This window comes from Pontibacter sp. Tf4 (assembly GCF_014212495.1).
Taxonomy (GTDB): domain Bacteria; phylum Bacteroidota; class Bacteroidia; order Cytophagales; family Hymenobacteraceae; genus Pontibacter.
Window position 1 is genome coordinate 592774 of sequence record NZ_JACKZC010000001.1, and the last position, 17851, is coordinate 610624.

A 17851-nucleotide genomic window follows, 5' to 3' on the forward strand; every position below is an offset into this window, starting at 1 on the left:
TATAGTTACCGTAACGTACAGATGGATTTTAAGACATTTGAGATAGAAGGATTAGTTGAGTTTCAGCCACGCGTGTTCCGCGACGACAGGGGCTACTTTTTAGAGACCTTCAGTATGAAGTGGTTCGAGCAGCTGGGTATACAACCCAACTTTGTGCAGGATAACCAGTCTGTTTCCAAAAAAGGCGTATTGCGCGGGCTGCACTTCCAGAAGCCACCTTATGCACAGGGCAAGCTGGTGCGGGTATCGTCGGGCCGTGCCCTGGACGTAGCCATTGACCTGCGCAAAAACTCGCTGACCTATGGCAAGCACGTTACTTGTATACTGGATACCGAAAAGCAGAATGTCTTTTTCGTACCCGAAGGCTTTGCCCACGGCTTTGTAGCGCTGGAGGATAACACTACTTTCCTGTACAAATGCACCAATTATTACCAGCCATCCGCAGAAGGCGGCCTGCTCTGGAACGACCCGGAATTAACTATAAACTGGGGTATTGAAAACCCGCTGGTATCACCAAAAGATGAAGTGCTGCCACTATTAAAGCATTTCGAATCTCCGTTTTAGGGCTATACATTTTAAGAAAGTAGAAAGGCCAGCAACTATAAATTGCTGGCCTTTCTGCTTATTGCATTTTGCTGCTTGCCTGATTTACATAGCATGCCATAAATCCCAATTAAGGTTAGTAATAAGGCTAATTTTATGATTTGATATTTCTGCTGTTCTAAAATCTGAAACTGGAATATTATAACCATAGGTTAAGTTTACTGCTCCAAGTAAACTTAATCCTGCTTCAGGCAGAAGTCTTAAATCGAGTTTTCTATTGTCAATATAACCAACTGCACTTCCTCTGAAAGAAAATATCAATCCTGAAAGTTCATACCCTATTTTAGGAGCATAAATGAAATGTTCAGGATTGAAATTCGTTTCAATACCTATTCTTGGGCCATAAATTGCCGTGCCAGAGTGAGATAATTCAAGTCGTGAATACATTAAGTTGACTTCTCCAAACACTTGATTCTGAAAAGATAAACCCGGCGATAGAATCAACCTTCTTTCCGGCAGATTAACTTGACCAATTACATCTGAAAGAACGATTAAATTAAACACAAGAAAGAGGACGAATTGTCTTGAGATATCTTTCATATAAGTGTAATTCACTCAACCACTCATTCAAAATTCATAACTATAGCAACTCCACCAGCGTTTCCAGGCCCATGCCGCGCGAGCCTTTTATCAGGATGTAACTATCGTTAACCGGATTTTGCTGCAGCCAGTTTTGTAGTTCCTGTTTGGTTTCGAAATGCTTGAAGTTGGCGTTGGCTTTAGCGGCGTGCTGCATATCTTTTCCGCAAAGTATTACCGTATCGAAAGGTTGTTCGGCGGCTATAGTTCCTAAGGCGGTGTGCTCGGCCACACTTTCGGCACCCATCTCAAACATATCGCCCAGTATCACCACTTTGCGTGGCGCGTTCATGTTCCCGAAGTTGCGGATAGCAGCGGCCATCGAGGTCGGGTTGGCATTATAAGCATCCAGGATGATGGTGTTGCTGCCTTTTTGCAGTACCTGCGAGCGGTTATTTACCGGGCTATAGTTGGCAATGGCATCGTTGGCTTTTTGTAGCGGCACACCAAAGTATTTGCCAATGCAGGCAGCGGCTGCCATGTTCTCATAGTTATAGTTGCCTACCAGCTGCGTGTGCACCACGTTCTCCTCTTCATCTTTATACACCACGTACGGCGAAGCCTCCAGTAACTCGCTGTGGTAAAAATCTTCTTTGGCCGGGTAAGTAACTTTGTGTGCAATGCGGCGGCTCATGCGCATCAGGTGGTCGTTGCCGGTGTTTACAAACACGGTGCCTTCCGTTTTATCGAGGTGCACATATAGTTCGCTTTTGCCGCGGGCCACGCCTTCCAGGCTACCAAAACCTTCTAAGTGCGCTTTGCCGATGTTCGTGATCATGCCATGCGTTGGCAGGGCAATGGTACATAGCAGTTCTATCTCACCGATGTGGTTGGCGCCCATCTCTATAATAGCCATTTCGTGCTCCGGCTTAATGCGCAGCAAGGTTAGCGGCACACCAATGTGGTTGTTCAGGTTGCCCTGCGTATACAGCGTATTGAATTTCTGGCTCAGTACCGTGTATATCAATTCTTTGGTAGTGGTTTTGCCGTTGCTGCCGGTAATGCCGATTACTGGTATGCTCAGTGTTTTACGATGGTGGCGCGCCAGGGCCTGTAGCGTTTGCAGGGTGTCTTCTACTACAAATACATTATCAGCGGCCATGTCCGGGTCATCCACTACAGCATATTTAGCGCCTTTTTCAAGGGCCATGGCAGCAAATGCAGCACCCTTAAAGTTCGGGCCATTCAGGGCAAAAAACAGGCTTTGGTGCTGGTCGGCGCGCGAGTCGGTGCTAACGTGGCTGCACTCAAGGTATTTTTGATACAGAAATTCGATGCTGGTCTGCATGAAATAGTTAATTTTAAAGTATAAAAGCTGTAGCCGTTTTTCGTTAACAAATGGCGGCCGAACGGGTTGCAATATACATCCAAAACGGCAAAGGCGCTACAGCCCGTCATCGCCCCAAACAACCCTATGAAAAAGATAGTCCTGCTGCTGCTCTTACTTACCGCTACCCCGGCCATAGCCCAGGAGCCGCTGCAGTTTGCGCTGCGCCACCAGGTGCCGGTAACTATAGCCCAGGGGGCGCTGCCACAACCCTGGAGCGGCGGGCTCAACACACCCCAGTTCTCAACTATAGATCTGAACTTTGATAACCAGCCCGACCTGTTTGCCTACGACCGCATGCAGCACAAAATATTTACGTGGCTGGCAGTAAACCGGAACGGGGCCTGGAGCTATAGTTACGCCCCCGAATACGAAGCCCTTTTCCCTGCCGACCTGACCTCCTGGGTATTGTTGCGCGACTATAACTGCGATGGCCTGAAGGATATTTTTACCAGCACGCCCCTCGGCATAAAAGTATACCGGCAGGAGAAAGGAGCAAACAACCTGCCCCGTTTTGTAGTTGCCCAGGATGCCCTGCTTTACGACAAAGGAGTAAACGTGCAACTGCTTGCTGCCGATATTCCGGCTATAGTTGACGTGGACGGCGATGGCGACCTGGATGTGCTGGTAACAGAGTTCTCGCATGGGCAGCGACTGGAATACTACCGGAACATGCGTGTAGAGAATAACCTGGACTGCAATGCCCTGAGCTTTACACGCAACGCTACGTGGTGGGGCGGCATAACCGAGTGCGATGGCTGCAACAACTACGTGTTCGGGGCAGATTGCCGTGTAGCCGCACCGCAACACTCCGGCCACACCGGCAGCACCCTGCAACTGATAGATATGGATGCCGACGGCGATAAAGAGCTGCTGATCGGGGGCATACAGTGCAAAGACCTGCTGCTGATGGAAAACAAAGGCACGGCACAACTGGCACAGATGGAGGAACTGACAACTGATTTCCCGAAGACGTCGCGCCCGGCCAGCTTCAATGTATTTCCGGCGGCGTATTACGAGGATGTAACTTTTGATGGGATACCTGATCTGCTGGTGGCATCTAACCTGGCCAAAACCGATGAAGTAAAGCCCGAACTACAGCGCTCCATCTGGCTATACCAAAACAAGAGTGCCGTGGATAAACCAGACTTCGGACTGGTGCAGGAAGATTTTTTGCAGAACCAGATGCTGGATTTTGGCGAAGGGGCCTACCCCGCTTTCGTAGACCTGGACAACGACGGCGACCTGGATATGCTGGTGGGGAATAACGGCTCGTACCGCAACGGCAACTATGTGGCAACTATAAGCTACTTCCAGAATACTGGCACCGCCACCGAGCCTGCTTTTACGCTTGTTACCGACGATTACCTGAGCCTGGCAAACGAGCAGCTGCGAAACATTAAACCCACCTTCGCAGACCTGAACGGCGACGGTGCCACTGACCTGGTGCTGACTTACACCCGCATACAAGGCAACGCCACCACAATAGCTTATCTGCCCGGGCCAGACTATAGCTTTAATGATCAGGTAATGGTACACATCGCTATAGCCGGCGATGCTCCTGCTTTTTTTGATGCCGACAACGATGGCGACCTCGACATGCTGCTGGGCAAAGCAACCGGCGAACTGCAACTATACACCAACACCGGCACCGAAAGCAGCGCCAACTATAGCCTGACAAAAACCAGCTTAGGAGGTATCAGTTTCAGTCTGGAAAAGCGCTACCTACACCCGGCAACTATAGACATAGACGGCGACGGAACGATAGACCTGATCACAACGGATGAAAGCGGAACTATAAAAATTTACCGTAACCTGAAAGCCATCCTGCACCAGACCTTTACCCCGGAAACAGATCTCCTGGAAAATCCATTGGCTGATGCGCTGCTGCCCACAAAACTGGGCAAAAACGGGAGCATAACCGCTGCTGCGCTGGGCGGCCCCGGTAAAAATTACCTTGTGGCAGGCACGCAGGGGGGCGGGCTTTACCTGTTACAGCAAACATCCGGTTACCAGACTAACCCCGGCGAGCACACCGGCGACCTTAGCTTAGAAATTTACCCAAACCTGGCGGATAAAAACACACAGGTACGCGTGCAGGCTTCCGAGCCTGTGATATTTATAGTGTATGATGCCATCGGAAGGAAGGTGTATGGCAGCGTTACAAACTATAAGCAATACAACAATGTGCCTATCAGTAATTTTAAAGCCGGCATGTATTTCCTGAAAGCCACTACCCGGCAAGGCAGGCACAAAACGGCGAAGTTTATAGTTCAGTAATGAAAGCGTTTTTATACATCCGTCTGCTAAGTGATGGCGAAACTATAGTTTACGGAAACCCCGTACTCGATCAGGTAAAAAAGCTGTCGCCAGACGTAGCCTTGCTGGACTTAGACTCCCGGTCAGAACAGCTGGTGCTGCATTATGCAAAACAGTTACTGCACGAAGCCACGCAAACTATAGTTTGTATAGATAGCACTACACCCGATGCCGGTTTCGGTAACGTTTTTCCGCTGCTGGAGCAGGTACTGGAAAGCGAAAACAACCAGCTCATCCTTTTCAGAAATAGCCATCACCGCCTGCAGCGCATGGTACAAGCCCGACCAGAATTAAAAGCTATAGTTGTGCAGGATAATGCGGCTTTGTTGCAGGCTGTGGAGCAGTTTTATAGTTAAGGTTACTTCTTCGGGAGCTCTTTCGGACATCCGTGTCCGAGACCTTCCTGCTGCGGACGTCCGCGTCCGCATTTATGGTGAGTGTAACGGGGACATGGATGTCCCTTACAGATTGCTTTCGGACTGAGAAGTCCGAAAGAGCCTATAGTTACCATAGCGCGAGAATCGAACTATAGTTGGGCGTCCCGCCCAGTCGGATTACAAATCCGACATTATGAATAAGTCACGGATCGCAGATCCGCGCCAGCAAAAGTTACCGCACCAACAATAAGCAATTCACAGGCAGAGGGGTAATATATTTAGTCTCTACAAATTCTACAGAAGCTCAAATTCATCGGCATCCAAATGCGCCGGAAAAGCCTCCCTGAAATCCAGAAACTCCTGTTTGTTCAAGGTTATAGTTAAGATGCTTTCCTGCTCGGTTGTCTCCAGTAGCTTATGGCCTTTCGGGTGGATGATGGCGGAATCGCCGGAGTAAGGATGGTTGTTGCCGTCGGTGCCGATGCGGTTGACGCCTACTACGTACGCTATATTTTCGATGGCGCGGGCTTGTAGCAGCGTACGCCAGGCAAGGCTACGAACTTTGGGCCAGTTAGCTACATACAGCAGCAGGTCGTAGCGGTCGCGGTTGTTGCGGCTCCAAACCGGAAAGCGCAGATCATAACAAACAAGGGGGCAGATCTTCCAGCCTTTCAGTTCTACAGTCAAACGCTCGCTTCCGGGGGTGTAGGTATGGTGTTCCTGTGCCATCCGGAACAAATGCCTTTTGTTATACTGCGCATAACTGCCATCTGGTCTAACCCAGTAAAGCCGGTTAAAATACTGCTCGTTTTCCTGCACAATAATGCTTCCGGTAACAACGGCATTATAAGTAGCCGCCTGTTCCCGCATCCAATGCAAGGTGTCGCCCTCGGGTTGTTCGGCCAGCGCCGGAGCATCCATACTGAAACCAGTCGAAAACATTTCCGGCAGCACGATCAAATCTGTTTCAGGAGCGGCTGCAGCCAGTTTATCAGCAAACATATTCCGGTTGGCAGCCGCATCATGCCAATGCAGTTCTGTCTGTACTATCGTTACCCGAAGGTCCATTTTTTTGAATTATGAATTACGAATTAAGAATTATGAATGTGGAATTGTAAAACAATCAACAATCAACAATCAACAATCAACAATCAAACCTATAGTTTTACCAGCTTTTCGGCGGCGGCGCAAAGGGTTTCGTCGCTTTTTGCGAAGCAGAAACGCAGGTAATGGTGGTCGGTTTTGTCGTGGTAGAAGGCTGATACCGGAACGGCAGCTACTCCTACTTCCTGCACCAGTCTTCTGGCAAAATCCTGATCGTGCTCCTGCGAGATGGCGTCATACTTCAGCAACTGGAAATACGTACCAGCCGATGGCAGAAACTCGAACCGCGATGGCGCTAAATAAGCTGCGAACGCATCACGTTTTTCCTGGTAAAAGGCAGGCAGGTTCAGGTAATGCGCTTCGTTGTCCATAAAATCGGCAATAGCCATTTGCAGGGGCGTAACAGTGCAGAATGTAATGAACTGGTGCATCTTGCGCAGTTCTGCTGTAAGGGCAGGCGGCGCTACAGCGTAACCGATCTTCCAGCCGGTGGTGTGGTAAGTTTTGCCAAACGATGAGATCACAAAGCTTCGTTCGCGCAGGATCGGGTTCTCAAGCGCGCTGTGGTGCTTCAGGTCATCAAACACCATGTGCTCGTACACTTCATCGCTGATCACATAAATGTTGTTGCCATTTACAATGCGCGCCAGTTCATCCATGTCGGCCTTGGTCATCACAGCGCCGGTTGGGTTGTGCGGCGTGTTAACTATGATCAGACGCGTTTTAGATGTAACACGTTTTTTCACCAGATCCCAATCCACGTTAAAACCAGGTAAGGCCAGCGGTACATACACCGGAATACCACCACTCAGGCGAATGGCCGGGGCATAACAATCGTAGCACGGCTCCAGCACCACTACTTCATCGCCGGGTTTCACTACGGCCGTAATGGCAGCAAACAAGGCTTCAGTAGCTCCGGATGTAACTGTTATTTCCGCGTTAGGATCCGGGCGGTAACCGTATAGTTTCTCGGTTTTTATGCTGATCTTTTCGCGCAGCGACTGCACGCCGGGCATAGGCGCATACTGGTTAAAACCTTCGTGCATGTACTTTGTAACCAACTCCATCAGCTCATCGGGGCAGTTAAAATCCGGGAAGCCCTGCGACAGGTTAATGGCCCCGTGTTCGTTGGCCAGCGCCGACATGACCGAGAAAATACTGGTGCCTACATCAGGTAGTTTGCTGCTTAGGTTACTTGCCATAGTTTTATGTGTTTTATATCAGTAGGAATTTCTTGCAACGAATATACTATAGTTAGGTTGAGGTGAGCAACTGCTGCACCGTTTCGCGCAGCACGGGCACGGCTTCCTGCTCAAACCAGGGGTTGTGTTTTACCCAAAACTGGTTGCGCGGCGATGGGTGCGGCATGGGCATATAGACAGGCAGATACTCGCGCCAGTTAGCTACTGTTTCCGTTAAGGTTGGTCGGGCGTTGGGTCCTAAAAAGTAATCCTGCGCATACTTCCCAACCAGTAAGGTGAGCTCAATGTTTGGGAGCAGGGACAGTAAAGCCTGATGCCAGTGCGCGGCGCACTCGGGGCGTGGGGGCAGGTCGCCGCTTTTGCCTTTGCCGGGGTAGCAAAACCCCATCGGAACTATAGCCACCTTACTTTCATCGTAAAACACTTCCGGTTCCATATGCAACCAATGCCGAAGACGCTTGCCGCTCTGGTCGTCCCAGGGAATGCCGCTGGCGTGTACCTTCGTGCCGGGTGCCTGACCAACTATAAGCAGCTTAGCCGTAGCGCTTGCACGCAGCACAGGCCGCGGCCCCAGTGCCAGGTGCTCTTCGCAAATGCGGCAGGCGCGTATCTGTTGCAGTAAATCTTCGAGTTGGTCCATAACTATAGCTGCAAAGGTACGAAGGTTTGGTTATTAGTTGCTGGTTATTGGTTGTTGGTAGTTACCGGCAACTATAGCTGTTATGTACTTTGTCTTTTGTCAAAAATCTCATTTGTCAAAAACCTGGGCGTGCCGGCACAGCCGTCGGGCTCTCGCGGCTCGCTCTATAGTTGGTGCCCAACTATAGGAGCTCAGACAACCGCTCCATCCCTCACGCTTTTCTATCTTTGCACCCGGAAACCATTCTATAGTTTAACTTTCGTATAGGTAACTGATGCACCGCTACACGTTTATACTTGCTTTCTGCTTTGCACTTGCTCTGCCCGGCCTGGCGCAGCAGGAAGAAACAGGCTACAAAAACGCTTTTACAGTTAAGTTATTCGGCTTATCGGTACACCTGAAAGAGAGCCCTCACCCCGAAATTTTCCCGAACCGGATTGATGACAAAGGCTATGTTACCCTGAACTATGGCGCTATAGTTGGCTACGACCGGTTTATAGTTGGAAACAAACACGCCATCCGCGCAGAGCAGGGACTTTATGCCGATTGCTCAGCATCCCTGGCAGGTTTTACACACATTGGCTGGCGCGGGCTCATCTTCCAGAAAAACAGGCACTCCATGAACGGTGGCATTGGCCCTACGCTGGTGTACCGCCGCAACTGGAACCGGCTGGATGGCTACCAGGACGATGGCTATTTTAACCAGCGCGGCGATTGGCAATACAAATTCTACTGGTATGCCGGCGAACTGGAGTATAATTACCAGCTAACTAACCAGACAGATTTTTCGATAACTATGGTGCCCGGCCTGCCTGAACTGATTTCGTTTGGGGTTGGTGTAAGGCAGCGGTTTTAAGTCACAAAAAAGCTCCTGATTTTCTCAGGAGCTTTAAAACTGTTAGTAATTTCTTCTGCGCTGTTCCTCGTAAAACCGCTCTGATGCGTGCCTTGGGTGATGATGCGGATGCATTTCCAGCCCTTCGCCCCAACGGTTATCGGCCTGCTGGTTTCTGTGGTGCGGGTGCTGGGTATGCCGGTGCCGGTCGTCCTGGAAGTGGCGGTTACGTGGCAGGTCGAACGGGCGCCAGTTCTGGCGTATATCTTCCTCCATTCTTCCATGCTCTTCCTGGCGCGGGTAATCGTCTTCGTGGCTGCTCATGCGCGGATCTGGTTTGCCCCAGCGGTCGGCTGCGTTTTGTTCGTGCCTGTGTGGGCGTCCGCGTCTTTCGTTATCGTAATATTCCTGTTCGTTTCTCATAGCTGTATCTGCAAAGTTGATATTAAGTTTACGACAGCCGCTTAAGGAAGGATGTAAGCCACAGGTAAGGATGGGCCTGAAAAAAGAAAAGCGAAGCAGGTGGGCCTGCTTCGCTTCTACTAACTAAAACTAATCTATAACCAATCTATCTAACCTGCTCCCTATACGTAACTATCTTCTATAACGTTGGGTTCTGTCGATATCATCGTAATAATTATCTCTTCCGGAGTCTGTTTCATCGGCCCAGCGCGGTCCGCCTTCGTATCCCCGTTCAAACTGCTGGCGGTTATAAAGCTCTGTGCCATAGCGTCTTCTTGAGTTCAGGCGGTCTTCGCTGGATGGGTAGTTGCGCTCGCGTCTGTAGTCCGGGTCATCGGAGTGCATAATGTCGTTCCAGGTATCTTTCAGCCTGCTGAAGAAGCCTCTGTTGTCGCGTTCTTCTGGTGGGGTCTCATCGCGGGTAAAGCGGCCTTCGGTGTACCAGTTATGCGTTCCGCTGCCATAGCGCGCGTCGGTCTCCTTGTAACTGCTGCGTTCACCGGATGTATCGCGCCACATATCGTTGGGCTGGTTGCTATAGTTGCCCTGCTGCGCGCTTCCGCCCTGGCCATAGTGCCGTGACCCGAATGAATCGCCGTGGTCTAAGTAGGAGCGCTCGTTGCGGTAGGTGCTGTTTGGGCGGCTGCCGTAGTGGTCGTTCAGGTGAGCGCCTTCGCCGCGGTGTTGCGGGCCATGCTGCTGCGGGTTGCCGGTGTTGCGGTTCATATTCTCACGGTCCTGGGCGCCGCGGCGGCTCGGGCCGGTATGGAAGTAATTGCCTTCGTTCCATTTCTGGTCTTTTTGTGCGCGGTAACCATAGCGCTGCGGGTGCTGCTGTGGGTTTTGTTCCATGTCGCGGCGGTGCAGGTCACGACCGATGCGCTGGTTCTCTTCTTCGTTATAGTTTGCCATAGCTTTTGATCTTTAGATGCTTTACTACCAAATGGCAGCTATTACACATTACGCAGGCGACAAGGTATTGTTAGCGAAGGGCTTATATGCAGACGGGGTGCACCCGGTAGAAAGTGCACCCCGCCTGAGGGAATAAAATCAATATTTTCGGATCAGAAATGCTCCTGCATAATTTCGCGTACATCAGCTTCTGCCAATGGTTTTGAGTAATGCTTCAGTACATCCGGGAACTGCTTCAACTTCTCAAGATCGTAGAAACTGGCCGAGGAAGTAAGCATCATCATAACAGTTCTTTTCTTATCCTCCTCGTTAAATTTCTGGTATTCTTCCAGGAACTCAAACCCATCCATCACCGACATTTTAATGTCTACAAAGATAAGATCGGGGCGGGGGTAACCTTCTACGTCGGCAAATGCTTTTCCAAGGTAGTCCAGGGCTTCTTCCCCGTTCGTCACAACCCGGATATCTTCAGCGGTATCCATGCGCGAAAGTAGCCGATGGTTCAGATAATTGGTGGTATCGTCATCGTCTATCAGTAAAATGGTTTTCAGTCGCTTCATGATCAATAGGCTGTAGTTGCCGTTTAGGCTATAGTTTACTCAAGTTATAAATAAAAAAGATGTTTACGCAACATCAGGCTGTTATTTAACAGCAGGTTAACAGGGGCCACCGGTTTTGCCGGCGGGTGCGGGTAGCATAACAGGCTAACAGCGTTACTGTTCATTTGTTTTTATGATGCAGGAATTTGTGCCGTTGCAATGCTTTTACGTAACCCGTCTTATACCAGGTTGCAGCCCTGTGGCAGTACTACAAACAGGATTTCTGTTTCTGCAGGGCAAGTGTAAGCCTTTCAGCTTTTTGCTTTGTCAGTACCAGTTCTGTTACTTCAGTGGCGGTGGCAAGTATCCCTTCCGGCTGGCCGTTGTTCAGCAGCGGCCTGTATTCCAGGTTCAGGTACACATCGGAGTATTGCCCGTTCCGCAGTTTGTCTATAGTTAGTTTGTGCTCGTTTACTGTAACTGTTTTACCGGTGGTGTACACTTCTTCCAGGATATGAAAAAAACGGGTATTGCTTAGTTCGGGCCATATTTCGTGTGCCGGCTTGTTCAGGTACTGGCGGTTGCCATAGAGCAGTGTTACGCCGGGAGTAATGTACTGGCAAATGTGCTCAGGTCCGCGCAGCAGACATAAATGTACCGGAGAGTGGTTCAGGATGTTCTCAAGCTGAAGGTCTTTTTCGCGGATGCGGTCCAGGGCCTGTTTCTGCTCTTCCATATCGGTAAGGGTGCCCAGCCAGTATAGTATGCTGCCATCGGAGCCGTGCATGGGCACGCCGCGCTCCAGAAACCAGCGGTATGTTTTGTCGTGGTGGTTGTACAGGCGGTACTCTGCCTCGTAAGGGGTGCCGCTGGCCACCGAATTGTACCACTCTGTTAAAACAGATGCCGTGTCTTCGGGGTGTATAACGCTGGTCCAGCCATCGGTGCTGCCAATGCTCATGCCGGTGTAACTATACCAGTTTTTGTTAAAGTACAGTACCCTGCCGTTGGCGTCAGCCAGCCATGCCATATGGGGCAGCACTTCCAGCAGATGCCTGAAACGGGCATCGCTTTCCTTCAGCTCCGTTTCCGCTTTCCGGTTCTCCGACAAATCGATGATAGAGCCCAACGTACGGATGGCGCGACCATCAGTATGGTAAATTATATAGCCCTGATCAAGCACCGGTACATACGAGCCGTCCGCTTTCCGGAAACGGTATTCGCCTGTCCATACCTTGCTGCCCGAGTTGTTGGCTCTTTCTATGCTTTCCTGCACAGCCTTAAAGTCGTCGGGGTGCACACGCTCGTCCCACGACTCGCCACCGGGCCCCATTTCTTCGGGCGTGTAGCCAAATATTTCTCTCAGGCGTGGGCCCCAGTACATTTTATTGTGTACCAGGTCGTACTCCCACGTTACTGCATTTACGGAACTATGGAGCAGCGAACTATAGTCGTCGGTTTGTGAGGCAGATGACCGGGCTTGTTTCTCGGATGCTTCGCGGGCCTCGTGCAGAATATACAACAGTTCACCGCTGTCTGACAGCACCGGGGTGTTGGTCACGCTCCAGTAGTACTCTTTTGTGCCGCCTCCGAGGGCATCGGGTATGCTGGCGCTAAAACACAGCAGAGTTATATGGTGCTCCTGTTTATGGCTAAGCACCTGCTGTAACGATTGCTCCAACGCCTGCACGGGCGGTGTATGAAAGAGCGAAGGATCTCCGGCAAAGGTATGTGGAAAATACGCGCCTATAAGGCTTTCGCGTGTGGTGTTTCGTGCTTTCAGGTAAGCGTCCGTTACGTCCAGAACTGTTAGTTCGGGCGAGAGGACGGCATAAAGACCGGGCAACTTATTAAAAATTAAACTGAGCTGAGGTAGTGTAGTAGGTTGCAGAGCTGGCATTTTTCAAAAATTTACCTGGCCTCCTTTAGATCAGGTCTGAGTAAATTTAATGAAAGAATTTTCCTGTTACAATATTTCGGAATACAATACTTATTACTATAAGGCGACTTAAAAAAGGTTTAATACCAATTTGCATCAAATCGGTGGAAGGTTATAGTTGCCCCAGGAGTCGCTTTGCTCGCGGGCATCGGTGTAAGAACCCAGCCATATCTTTATGTTGCCTGTGCTGTCGTAAAGCGGAACGCCGCGCTCCAGAAACCACTCGTACCTGTTCTCGAGCTTGTTCTGAAGGCGGTACTCGAGCTCAAAAGGACACCCCGACCGTATAGACTCATGCCAGGTGGTCAGTACACGGGCCGTATCATCCGGGTGCACGTAAGACACCCAGCCTTCCACCTGCCCGGGTGGCATTCCGGTAAAACTGTGCCAGGCTTTGTTAAAACTCTGTATGTTGCCGTTAGGGGATGCGATCCAGGCCATAAAGGGAAGTGCTTCCAGCAGGTGCTTAAAACGGGCGTCGCTTTCTTTGGCTGCCAGCTCCGCTTCTCTGCTTTTAGAAACATCGATCAGGGAGCCGATAATGCGGAGCAGGTTGCCCTCCGGGTCATATATAAAGTAGCGCTGATCGAGTATATGGGCATAGCTGCCATCAGCCTTCCGGAGGCGATACTCCCCTTCCCATAGTTTCGTGTGGTTTTTTAATGCCTCCTCAAAGCTCTGCAGGGTGGTCTCGTAGTTATCGGGGTGCACACGGCTTCGCCATACGTTCTCGTCGGTGCCCATTTCATTCGGTTCGTAGCCCAGCACCTGTTTTAGATTAGAGCCCCAGTTTACCTGTTTTTTTGCGGCATCGTAGCTCCAGGTTACAGCATTCACCTTATTGGCCAGTAACGTGAGGCGCTCCAGGTTCTGTTCGTATAGTTGCTCCTGCAGTACGGTGGCCGTTATGTCGCGCGTTTCGTGCAGAATGTAGACGATGTCGCCGGCAGCATTAAGGATGGGTGTATGAGTAGTGGACCAGTACCTGCGATCGAAGCCGCCCTGCGGCGCTGCCAGCGGCACATCAAAACGGACTACGGGCATGGTATGCGGCTGTTTGTTTTTGAGCACGTAGTGCAACGATGAGATCAGTTCCTGCTTGGCTGCCTCATCTGATTTTTCCGGGTTATCGGGGAAGGTATCCAGAATGTATTTACCTATTGCCTCTTCGATCCTGAAGTTTGAAGTGCGGGAATATAGTTCTGTGCAGTCCAGTATGTTAAGTTCCGTAGAAAGAAGCAGGTACAGGCCCGGCAAAGCACGGAACACAAGTGCAAAATCCGGCGAAAGTTTAACATCTGTTGATACCATGCAGTATTGGCCCCCGATAAGAATGATCTAAAGCAAATTAATGAAACTACGATGGTGTACAAAGAAAAGCTGCCTGTATGTACAAAATCATGCTGGTTATCTCCAAAGCAAGGCCCTGTACATACTTGTCAGGGACGCTTATGCATCCGGAGACATCAGCTCTTTTACGCCAAATCCTTCAAACACCTCCCGGGCATCGGTAATCGTCTGGATATCTTCCACAATAACGATTAGCTTGTCTTTTGCTTCCTTCAGGCGCGAACGGCGCGGATGCTGCTGCACGTATTTCAGGATATTTCCGAACGTTTCGGACTGGAAATACTTATCGTTGTTATCACTTGGCAGGTAGCCTTTCATTACTTCTTTCTTGATCGTCAGTTTCTCGAAGCCAAGTTGCTGTGCCTGCCAGCGTAGTTTCACGATCTCTATCAGTTTCTGTACTTCTTCCGGCAGCGGACCAAAGCGGTCAACTATACTGGCGCGCAGTTTCTCCAGCTCGCTCAGGTCCTTGGTGCTGTCGAGTTTACTGTAGAGGTTCAGGCGCTCCGAAATGTTGCCTACATACCAGTCCGGTATCAGCACTTCCATGTCGGTTTCGATATTGCAGTCGCGAACCGGCTCTAAGAACTGCTCCAGGTTATCGCCCAGAAACAGCTCCCGGAATTCGGTTTCTTTCAGCTCTTTCACGGCGTCATCCAGTATCTGGTGGTACATCTCAAAACCAAGATCGGTGATAAAGCCGCTTTGCTCGCCGCCCAGTAAGTTACCGGCCCCACGAATATCGAGGTCGCGCATCGCAATTTTAAAGCCTTCGCCCAGGTCCGAGAATTCTTCCAGGGTGCTCAGGCGCTTGCGGGCATCGCTTGGCAAACCAGCCACCGGCGGAGTTAACAGATAACAGTAGGCTTTCTTGTTTGATCGGCCCACGCGGCCGCGCATCTGGTGCAGGTCGGACAAACCGAACATGTGCGCCCGGTTAATGATGATGGTGTTGGCATTCGGAATGTCGAGGCCTGACTCGATGATGTTTGTGGAAACCAGTACATCGTACTCGCCCTCCACAAATTTCATCATACGTTTTTCCAGCAGTTCGCCATCCATCTGGCCGTGGGCAAAGGTAATGCGGGCATCCGGCACCAGCTTCAGTATCATGTTAGCAATTTCGTCGATGTCCTTTACGCGGTTATGCACAAAAAATACCTGACCGCCACGTTTCAGCTCAGCCGAAATTGCATCGCGGATCAGTATCTCATCAAATACATGCAACTCCGTTTGCACCGGCTGGCGGTTTGGCGGCGGCGTGGCAATCACACTCAGGTCGCGGGCACCCATCAGCGAAAAGTGCAGCGTGCGCGGGATCGGCGTGGCGGTAAGTGTAAGGGTATCTACGTTCACACGCATCTCTTTCAGCTTATCCTTCACCTTCACCCCGAATTTCTGTTCTTCATCTATCACCAGCAGCCCCAGGTCTTTAAATTTGATATCCTTGCTGACGATGCGGTGAGTACCGATGAGTATATCTACTTTGCCTTCGGCCACGCGCTTCAGGGTTTCTTTGGTATCCTTGGCGGTTTTGAACCGGTTAATATAATCTACTGTAACCGGGAACTGGGCCAGTCGGTCGCGGAAGGTTTTGAAATGCTGCATAGCCAGCACGGTAGTGGGTACCAGCACGGCTACCTGTTTGCCATCGCAGGCGGCTTTAAAGGCAGCACGCATGGCTACTTCAGTTTTGCCAAATCCAACGTCGCCGCACACCAGGCGGTCCATCGGGTGTGGCTGCTCCATGTCGGTTTTCACATCTTCGGTGGCTTTGCCCTGGTCAGGGGTGTCTTCGTAAATAAACGACGATTCCAGCTCAGCCTGCAGAAAGCCATCTTTCGAGAAAGCGTAACCGGGAGCGGCTTTGCGCTTGGCGTATAGTTTAATGAGCTCGGCGGCAATATCCTTTACCTTGCTCTTTACTTTCTTTTTCTTGTTTTCCCACTCCGGCGAACCCAGTTTGCTCATGCTCGGCGGGCCACCCTCCTTGCCGCTGTATTTGCTTATTTTGTGCAGGGAGTGGATACTGACATAGAGTAGATCATCGTCGCGGTATACCAGCCTGATAGCCTCCTGCAAACGCCCGCCTACTTCTACTTTCTCGAGCCCGGCAAAACGGCCAATGCCATAGTCTACGTGGGTGATGTAGTCGCCGGGCTGCAGTGAGCGCAGTTCTTTCAGCGTCATGGCCTTTTGCTTAGAGTGCCCTTCCTTGGCCTTGTGCTGGTAAAATCTGTCGAACAGCTGGTGATCGGTATAACAGGTTACTTTGAGTAGCTGGTCTATAAAGCCTTCGCGCAGGGAAATGCCCAGGTGCTGGAAACGTACGTCGTGGTCCAGCTCATCGAAAATGGTGGTAAGGCGGTTGATCTGGCGGGGCGAATCGGTAGCGATGATGTTCACGAAGCCGGCGCCCTGGTGCTCGTGCAGGTCTTTTACCAGCCTTGTAAAATCCTTGTTAAAAGATGGTTGTGGTTTGGCCTGTAGTTGTATCGTTTCAGCGGTCTTAAAATGGAAACGCTTGCCGATCTCGATGATGTTAAAGTTGTCTAGCAGCTTCTTAAACTGCTTTTGCGTCTGGAAAAGTTGCTCCGGGTCCGATACGATCTGCATACCCCCGCTGCCAGCCATCAGTTTGTCAAATGCCTGCGATGCCTTGTCGAAATACTCATCGATCACATCCAGCGTCTGGCGCACATCCTTGAACCAGATGTTGGTATTCGCCGGCAAAAAGTCCAGGAAGGCTTCGCGGGTTTCCTGTAGCAGCTTGGTTTGTACGTTCGGGATAATGGAGATGGATTTCTTTGTCTCCACCGACAGCTGCGTGTCCGGGTCAAAGGTTCTGATACTTTCAATCTCGTCGCCGAAGAGCTCGATGCGGTACGGCAGGTCGTTGGCATACGAGAACACGTCCACAATACCGCCGCGCACGGCATACTGGCCCGCTTCGTACACAAACTCGGTGCGCTCAAAGCCATACTCAGACAGCATTTCGCTCAGGAAATTCACGTCCAGCTTTTCGCCTACTTTGGCTCCCAGCGTATTCTCGACCAGCGATTTTTTGTTGATCACTTTCTCGGTCAGCGCTTCGGGGTAAGTAACGATGAGCTCGCCCTTGTCGGCTTTGCTATTCAGGCGGTTCAGCACCTCGGCCCGCATGAGTATGTTGGCGTTCTCGGTGTCGTCGAAACTATAGGGCCGCTTGTACGATGTCGGGAAAAGCAGTACTTCCTTCTCATCGCCGAGCAGGTTCTTTAGGTCAGTATAAAAATAGGCCGCCTCCTCTTTATCATGAAGCACGAAAAGTTGGTGCTGGTAATTTATAGTATATACCGCCGAAGCCATCACGGCATCTAAACTACCGGCTATACCTTTCAGCTGCAGGCGGTACGCATTGTTCGTTTTCAGTCGCTCGGCAATCGTTTGCACCATGCCATCGAGACGATATAATTCTAGAAAATCAGATACTTTCATTCAGCTCTATTACAAAACAAGAAAGGCAGAACACAGGGCTTATAGTTTAGCCGCGTTCTGCTGGTAGGTTGTTTACAAAGATACGGAAGTTAAAGTTTTGTTGGGTGGGGGAGTTGGGGTGTCTTAATCAGAATTTACAGGAACTATGGATTTACAGGATGCAGATATTGTGTTATCAGGTGCTTC

General features: G+C 50.5%; 15 protein-coding genes. 4 read left to right on the forward strand and 11 right to left on the reverse strand.

Going from position 1 to position 17851, the window contains the following annotated elements; genetic code table 11:
- Nucleotides 1–21 precede the first annotated feature (21 nt).
- On the forward strand, nt 22–564 hold the full coding sequence (gene rfbC, locus H7F15_RS02570) for a dTDP-4-dehydrorhamnose 3,5-epimerase (protein ID WP_185195368.1): 543 nt from the start codon (nt 22–24) through the stop codon (nt 562–564).
- 84 nt (nt 565–648) lie between these two features.
- On the opposite strand, the gene H7F15_RS02575 is transcribed toward rfbC, so the two are convergent.
- Together H7F15_RS02575 and murF are read right to left on the reverse strand one after the other, a co-directional pair.
- Nucleotides 649–1143, reverse strand: coding sequence for a hypothetical protein (locus tag H7F15_RS02575; RefSeq protein WP_185195369.1), 495 nt, complete (start codon nt 1141–1143; stop codon nt 649–651).
- 40 nt (nt 1144–1183) lie between these two features.
- Nucleotides 1184–2470, reverse strand: coding sequence for a UDP-N-acetylmuramoyl-tripeptide--D-alanyl-D-alanine ligase (gene murF, locus H7F15_RS02580; RefSeq protein ID WP_185195370.1), 1287 nt, complete (start codon nt 2468–2470; stop codon nt 1184–1186).
- A 126-nt stretch (nt 2471–2596) separates the two neighbouring features.
- Between murF and H7F15_RS02585 the strand changes: the two genes are divergently transcribed.
- Both H7F15_RS02585 and H7F15_RS02590 read left to right on the forward strand, forming a co-directional pair.
- Nucleotides 2597–4789, forward strand: coding sequence for a T9SS type A sorting domain-containing protein (locus H7F15_RS02585; protein ID WP_185195371.1), 2193 nt, complete (start codon nt 2597–2599; stop codon nt 4787–4789).
- A complete protein-coding gene (locus H7F15_RS02590) occupies nt 4789–5184 on the forward strand; it encodes a hypothetical protein (RefSeq protein WP_185195372.1) in 396 nt (131 codons plus the stop codon). The genes H7F15_RS02585 and H7F15_RS02590 overlap by 1 nt, the downstream gene beginning before the upstream one ends.
- A gap of 315 nt (nt 5185–5499) precedes the next feature.
- On the opposite strand, the gene H7F15_RS02595 is transcribed toward H7F15_RS02590, so the two are convergent.
- The 3 genes from H7F15_RS02595 to H7F15_RS02605 form a co-directional block, all read right to left on the reverse strand.
- Nucleotides 5500–6273, reverse strand: a complete 774-nt coding sequence (locus H7F15_RS02595; RefSeq protein ID WP_185195373.1) for an amidohydrolase — start codon at nt 6271–6273, stop codon at nt 5500–5502.
- An 89-nt stretch (nt 6274–6362) separates the two neighbouring features.
- A complete protein-coding gene (locus H7F15_RS02600; RefSeq protein ID WP_185195374.1) occupies nt 6363–7511 on the reverse strand; it encodes a methionine aminotransferase in 1149 nt (382 codons plus the stop codon).
- A gap of 52 nt (nt 7512–7563) precedes the next feature.
- Nucleotides 7564–8151 carry a uracil-DNA glycosylase family protein gene (locus H7F15_RS02605; RefSeq protein WP_185195375.1) on the reverse strand — a complete coding sequence of 196 codons (588 nt, stop codon included), beginning with the start codon at nt 8149–8151 and terminating at the stop codon, nt 7564–7566.
- A gap of 274 nt (nt 8152–8425) precedes the next feature.
- Between H7F15_RS02605 and H7F15_RS02610 the strand changes: the two genes are divergently transcribed.
- Nucleotides 8426–9007 carry a hypothetical protein gene (locus H7F15_RS02610; protein WP_185195376.1) on the forward strand — a complete coding sequence of 194 codons (582 nt, stop codon included), beginning with the start codon at nt 8426–8428 and terminating at the stop codon, nt 9005–9007.
- Between the two features lie 42 nt (nt 9008–9049).
- On the opposite strand, the gene H7F15_RS02615 is transcribed toward H7F15_RS02610, so the two are convergent.
- The 6 genes from H7F15_RS02615 to mfd form a co-directional block, all read right to left on the reverse strand.
- Nucleotides 9050–9409: a hypothetical protein gene (locus tag H7F15_RS02615; RefSeq protein ID WP_185195377.1), complete on the reverse strand. Its 360-nt coding sequence runs from the start codon at nt 9407–9409 to the stop codon at nt 9050–9052.
- A 171-nt stretch (nt 9410–9580) separates the two neighbouring features.
- On the reverse strand, nt 9581–10360 hold the full coding sequence (locus tag H7F15_RS02620) for a hypothetical protein (RefSeq protein WP_185195378.1): 780 nt from the start codon (nt 10358–10360) through the stop codon (nt 9581–9583).
- Between the two features lie 152 nt (nt 10361–10512).
- Nucleotides 10513–10920, reverse strand: coding sequence for a response regulator (locus H7F15_RS02625; RefSeq protein WP_185195379.1), 408 nt, complete (start codon nt 10918–10920; stop codon nt 10513–10515).
- Nucleotides 10921–11167: 247 nt separating this feature from the next.
- Nucleotides 11168–12745 (reverse strand): PAS domain-containing protein, encoded by a 1578-nt coding sequence (locus H7F15_RS02630; protein ID WP_185195380.1) that lies wholly within the window; start codon nt 12743–12745, stop codon nt 11168–11170.
- A 189-nt stretch (nt 12746–12934) separates the two neighbouring features.
- Nucleotides 12935–14149 carry a PAS domain-containing protein gene (locus tag H7F15_RS02635; RefSeq protein ID WP_185195381.1) on the reverse strand — a complete coding sequence of 405 codons (1215 nt, stop codon included), beginning with the start codon at nt 14147–14149 and terminating at the stop codon, nt 12935–12937.
- 138 nt (nt 14150–14287) lie between these two features.
- On the reverse strand, nt 14288–17665 hold the full coding sequence (gene mfd, locus H7F15_RS02640) for a transcription-repair coupling factor (RefSeq protein ID WP_185195382.1): 3378 nt from the start codon (nt 17663–17665) through the stop codon (nt 14288–14290).
- Nucleotides 17666–17851: the final 186 nt, after the last annotated feature.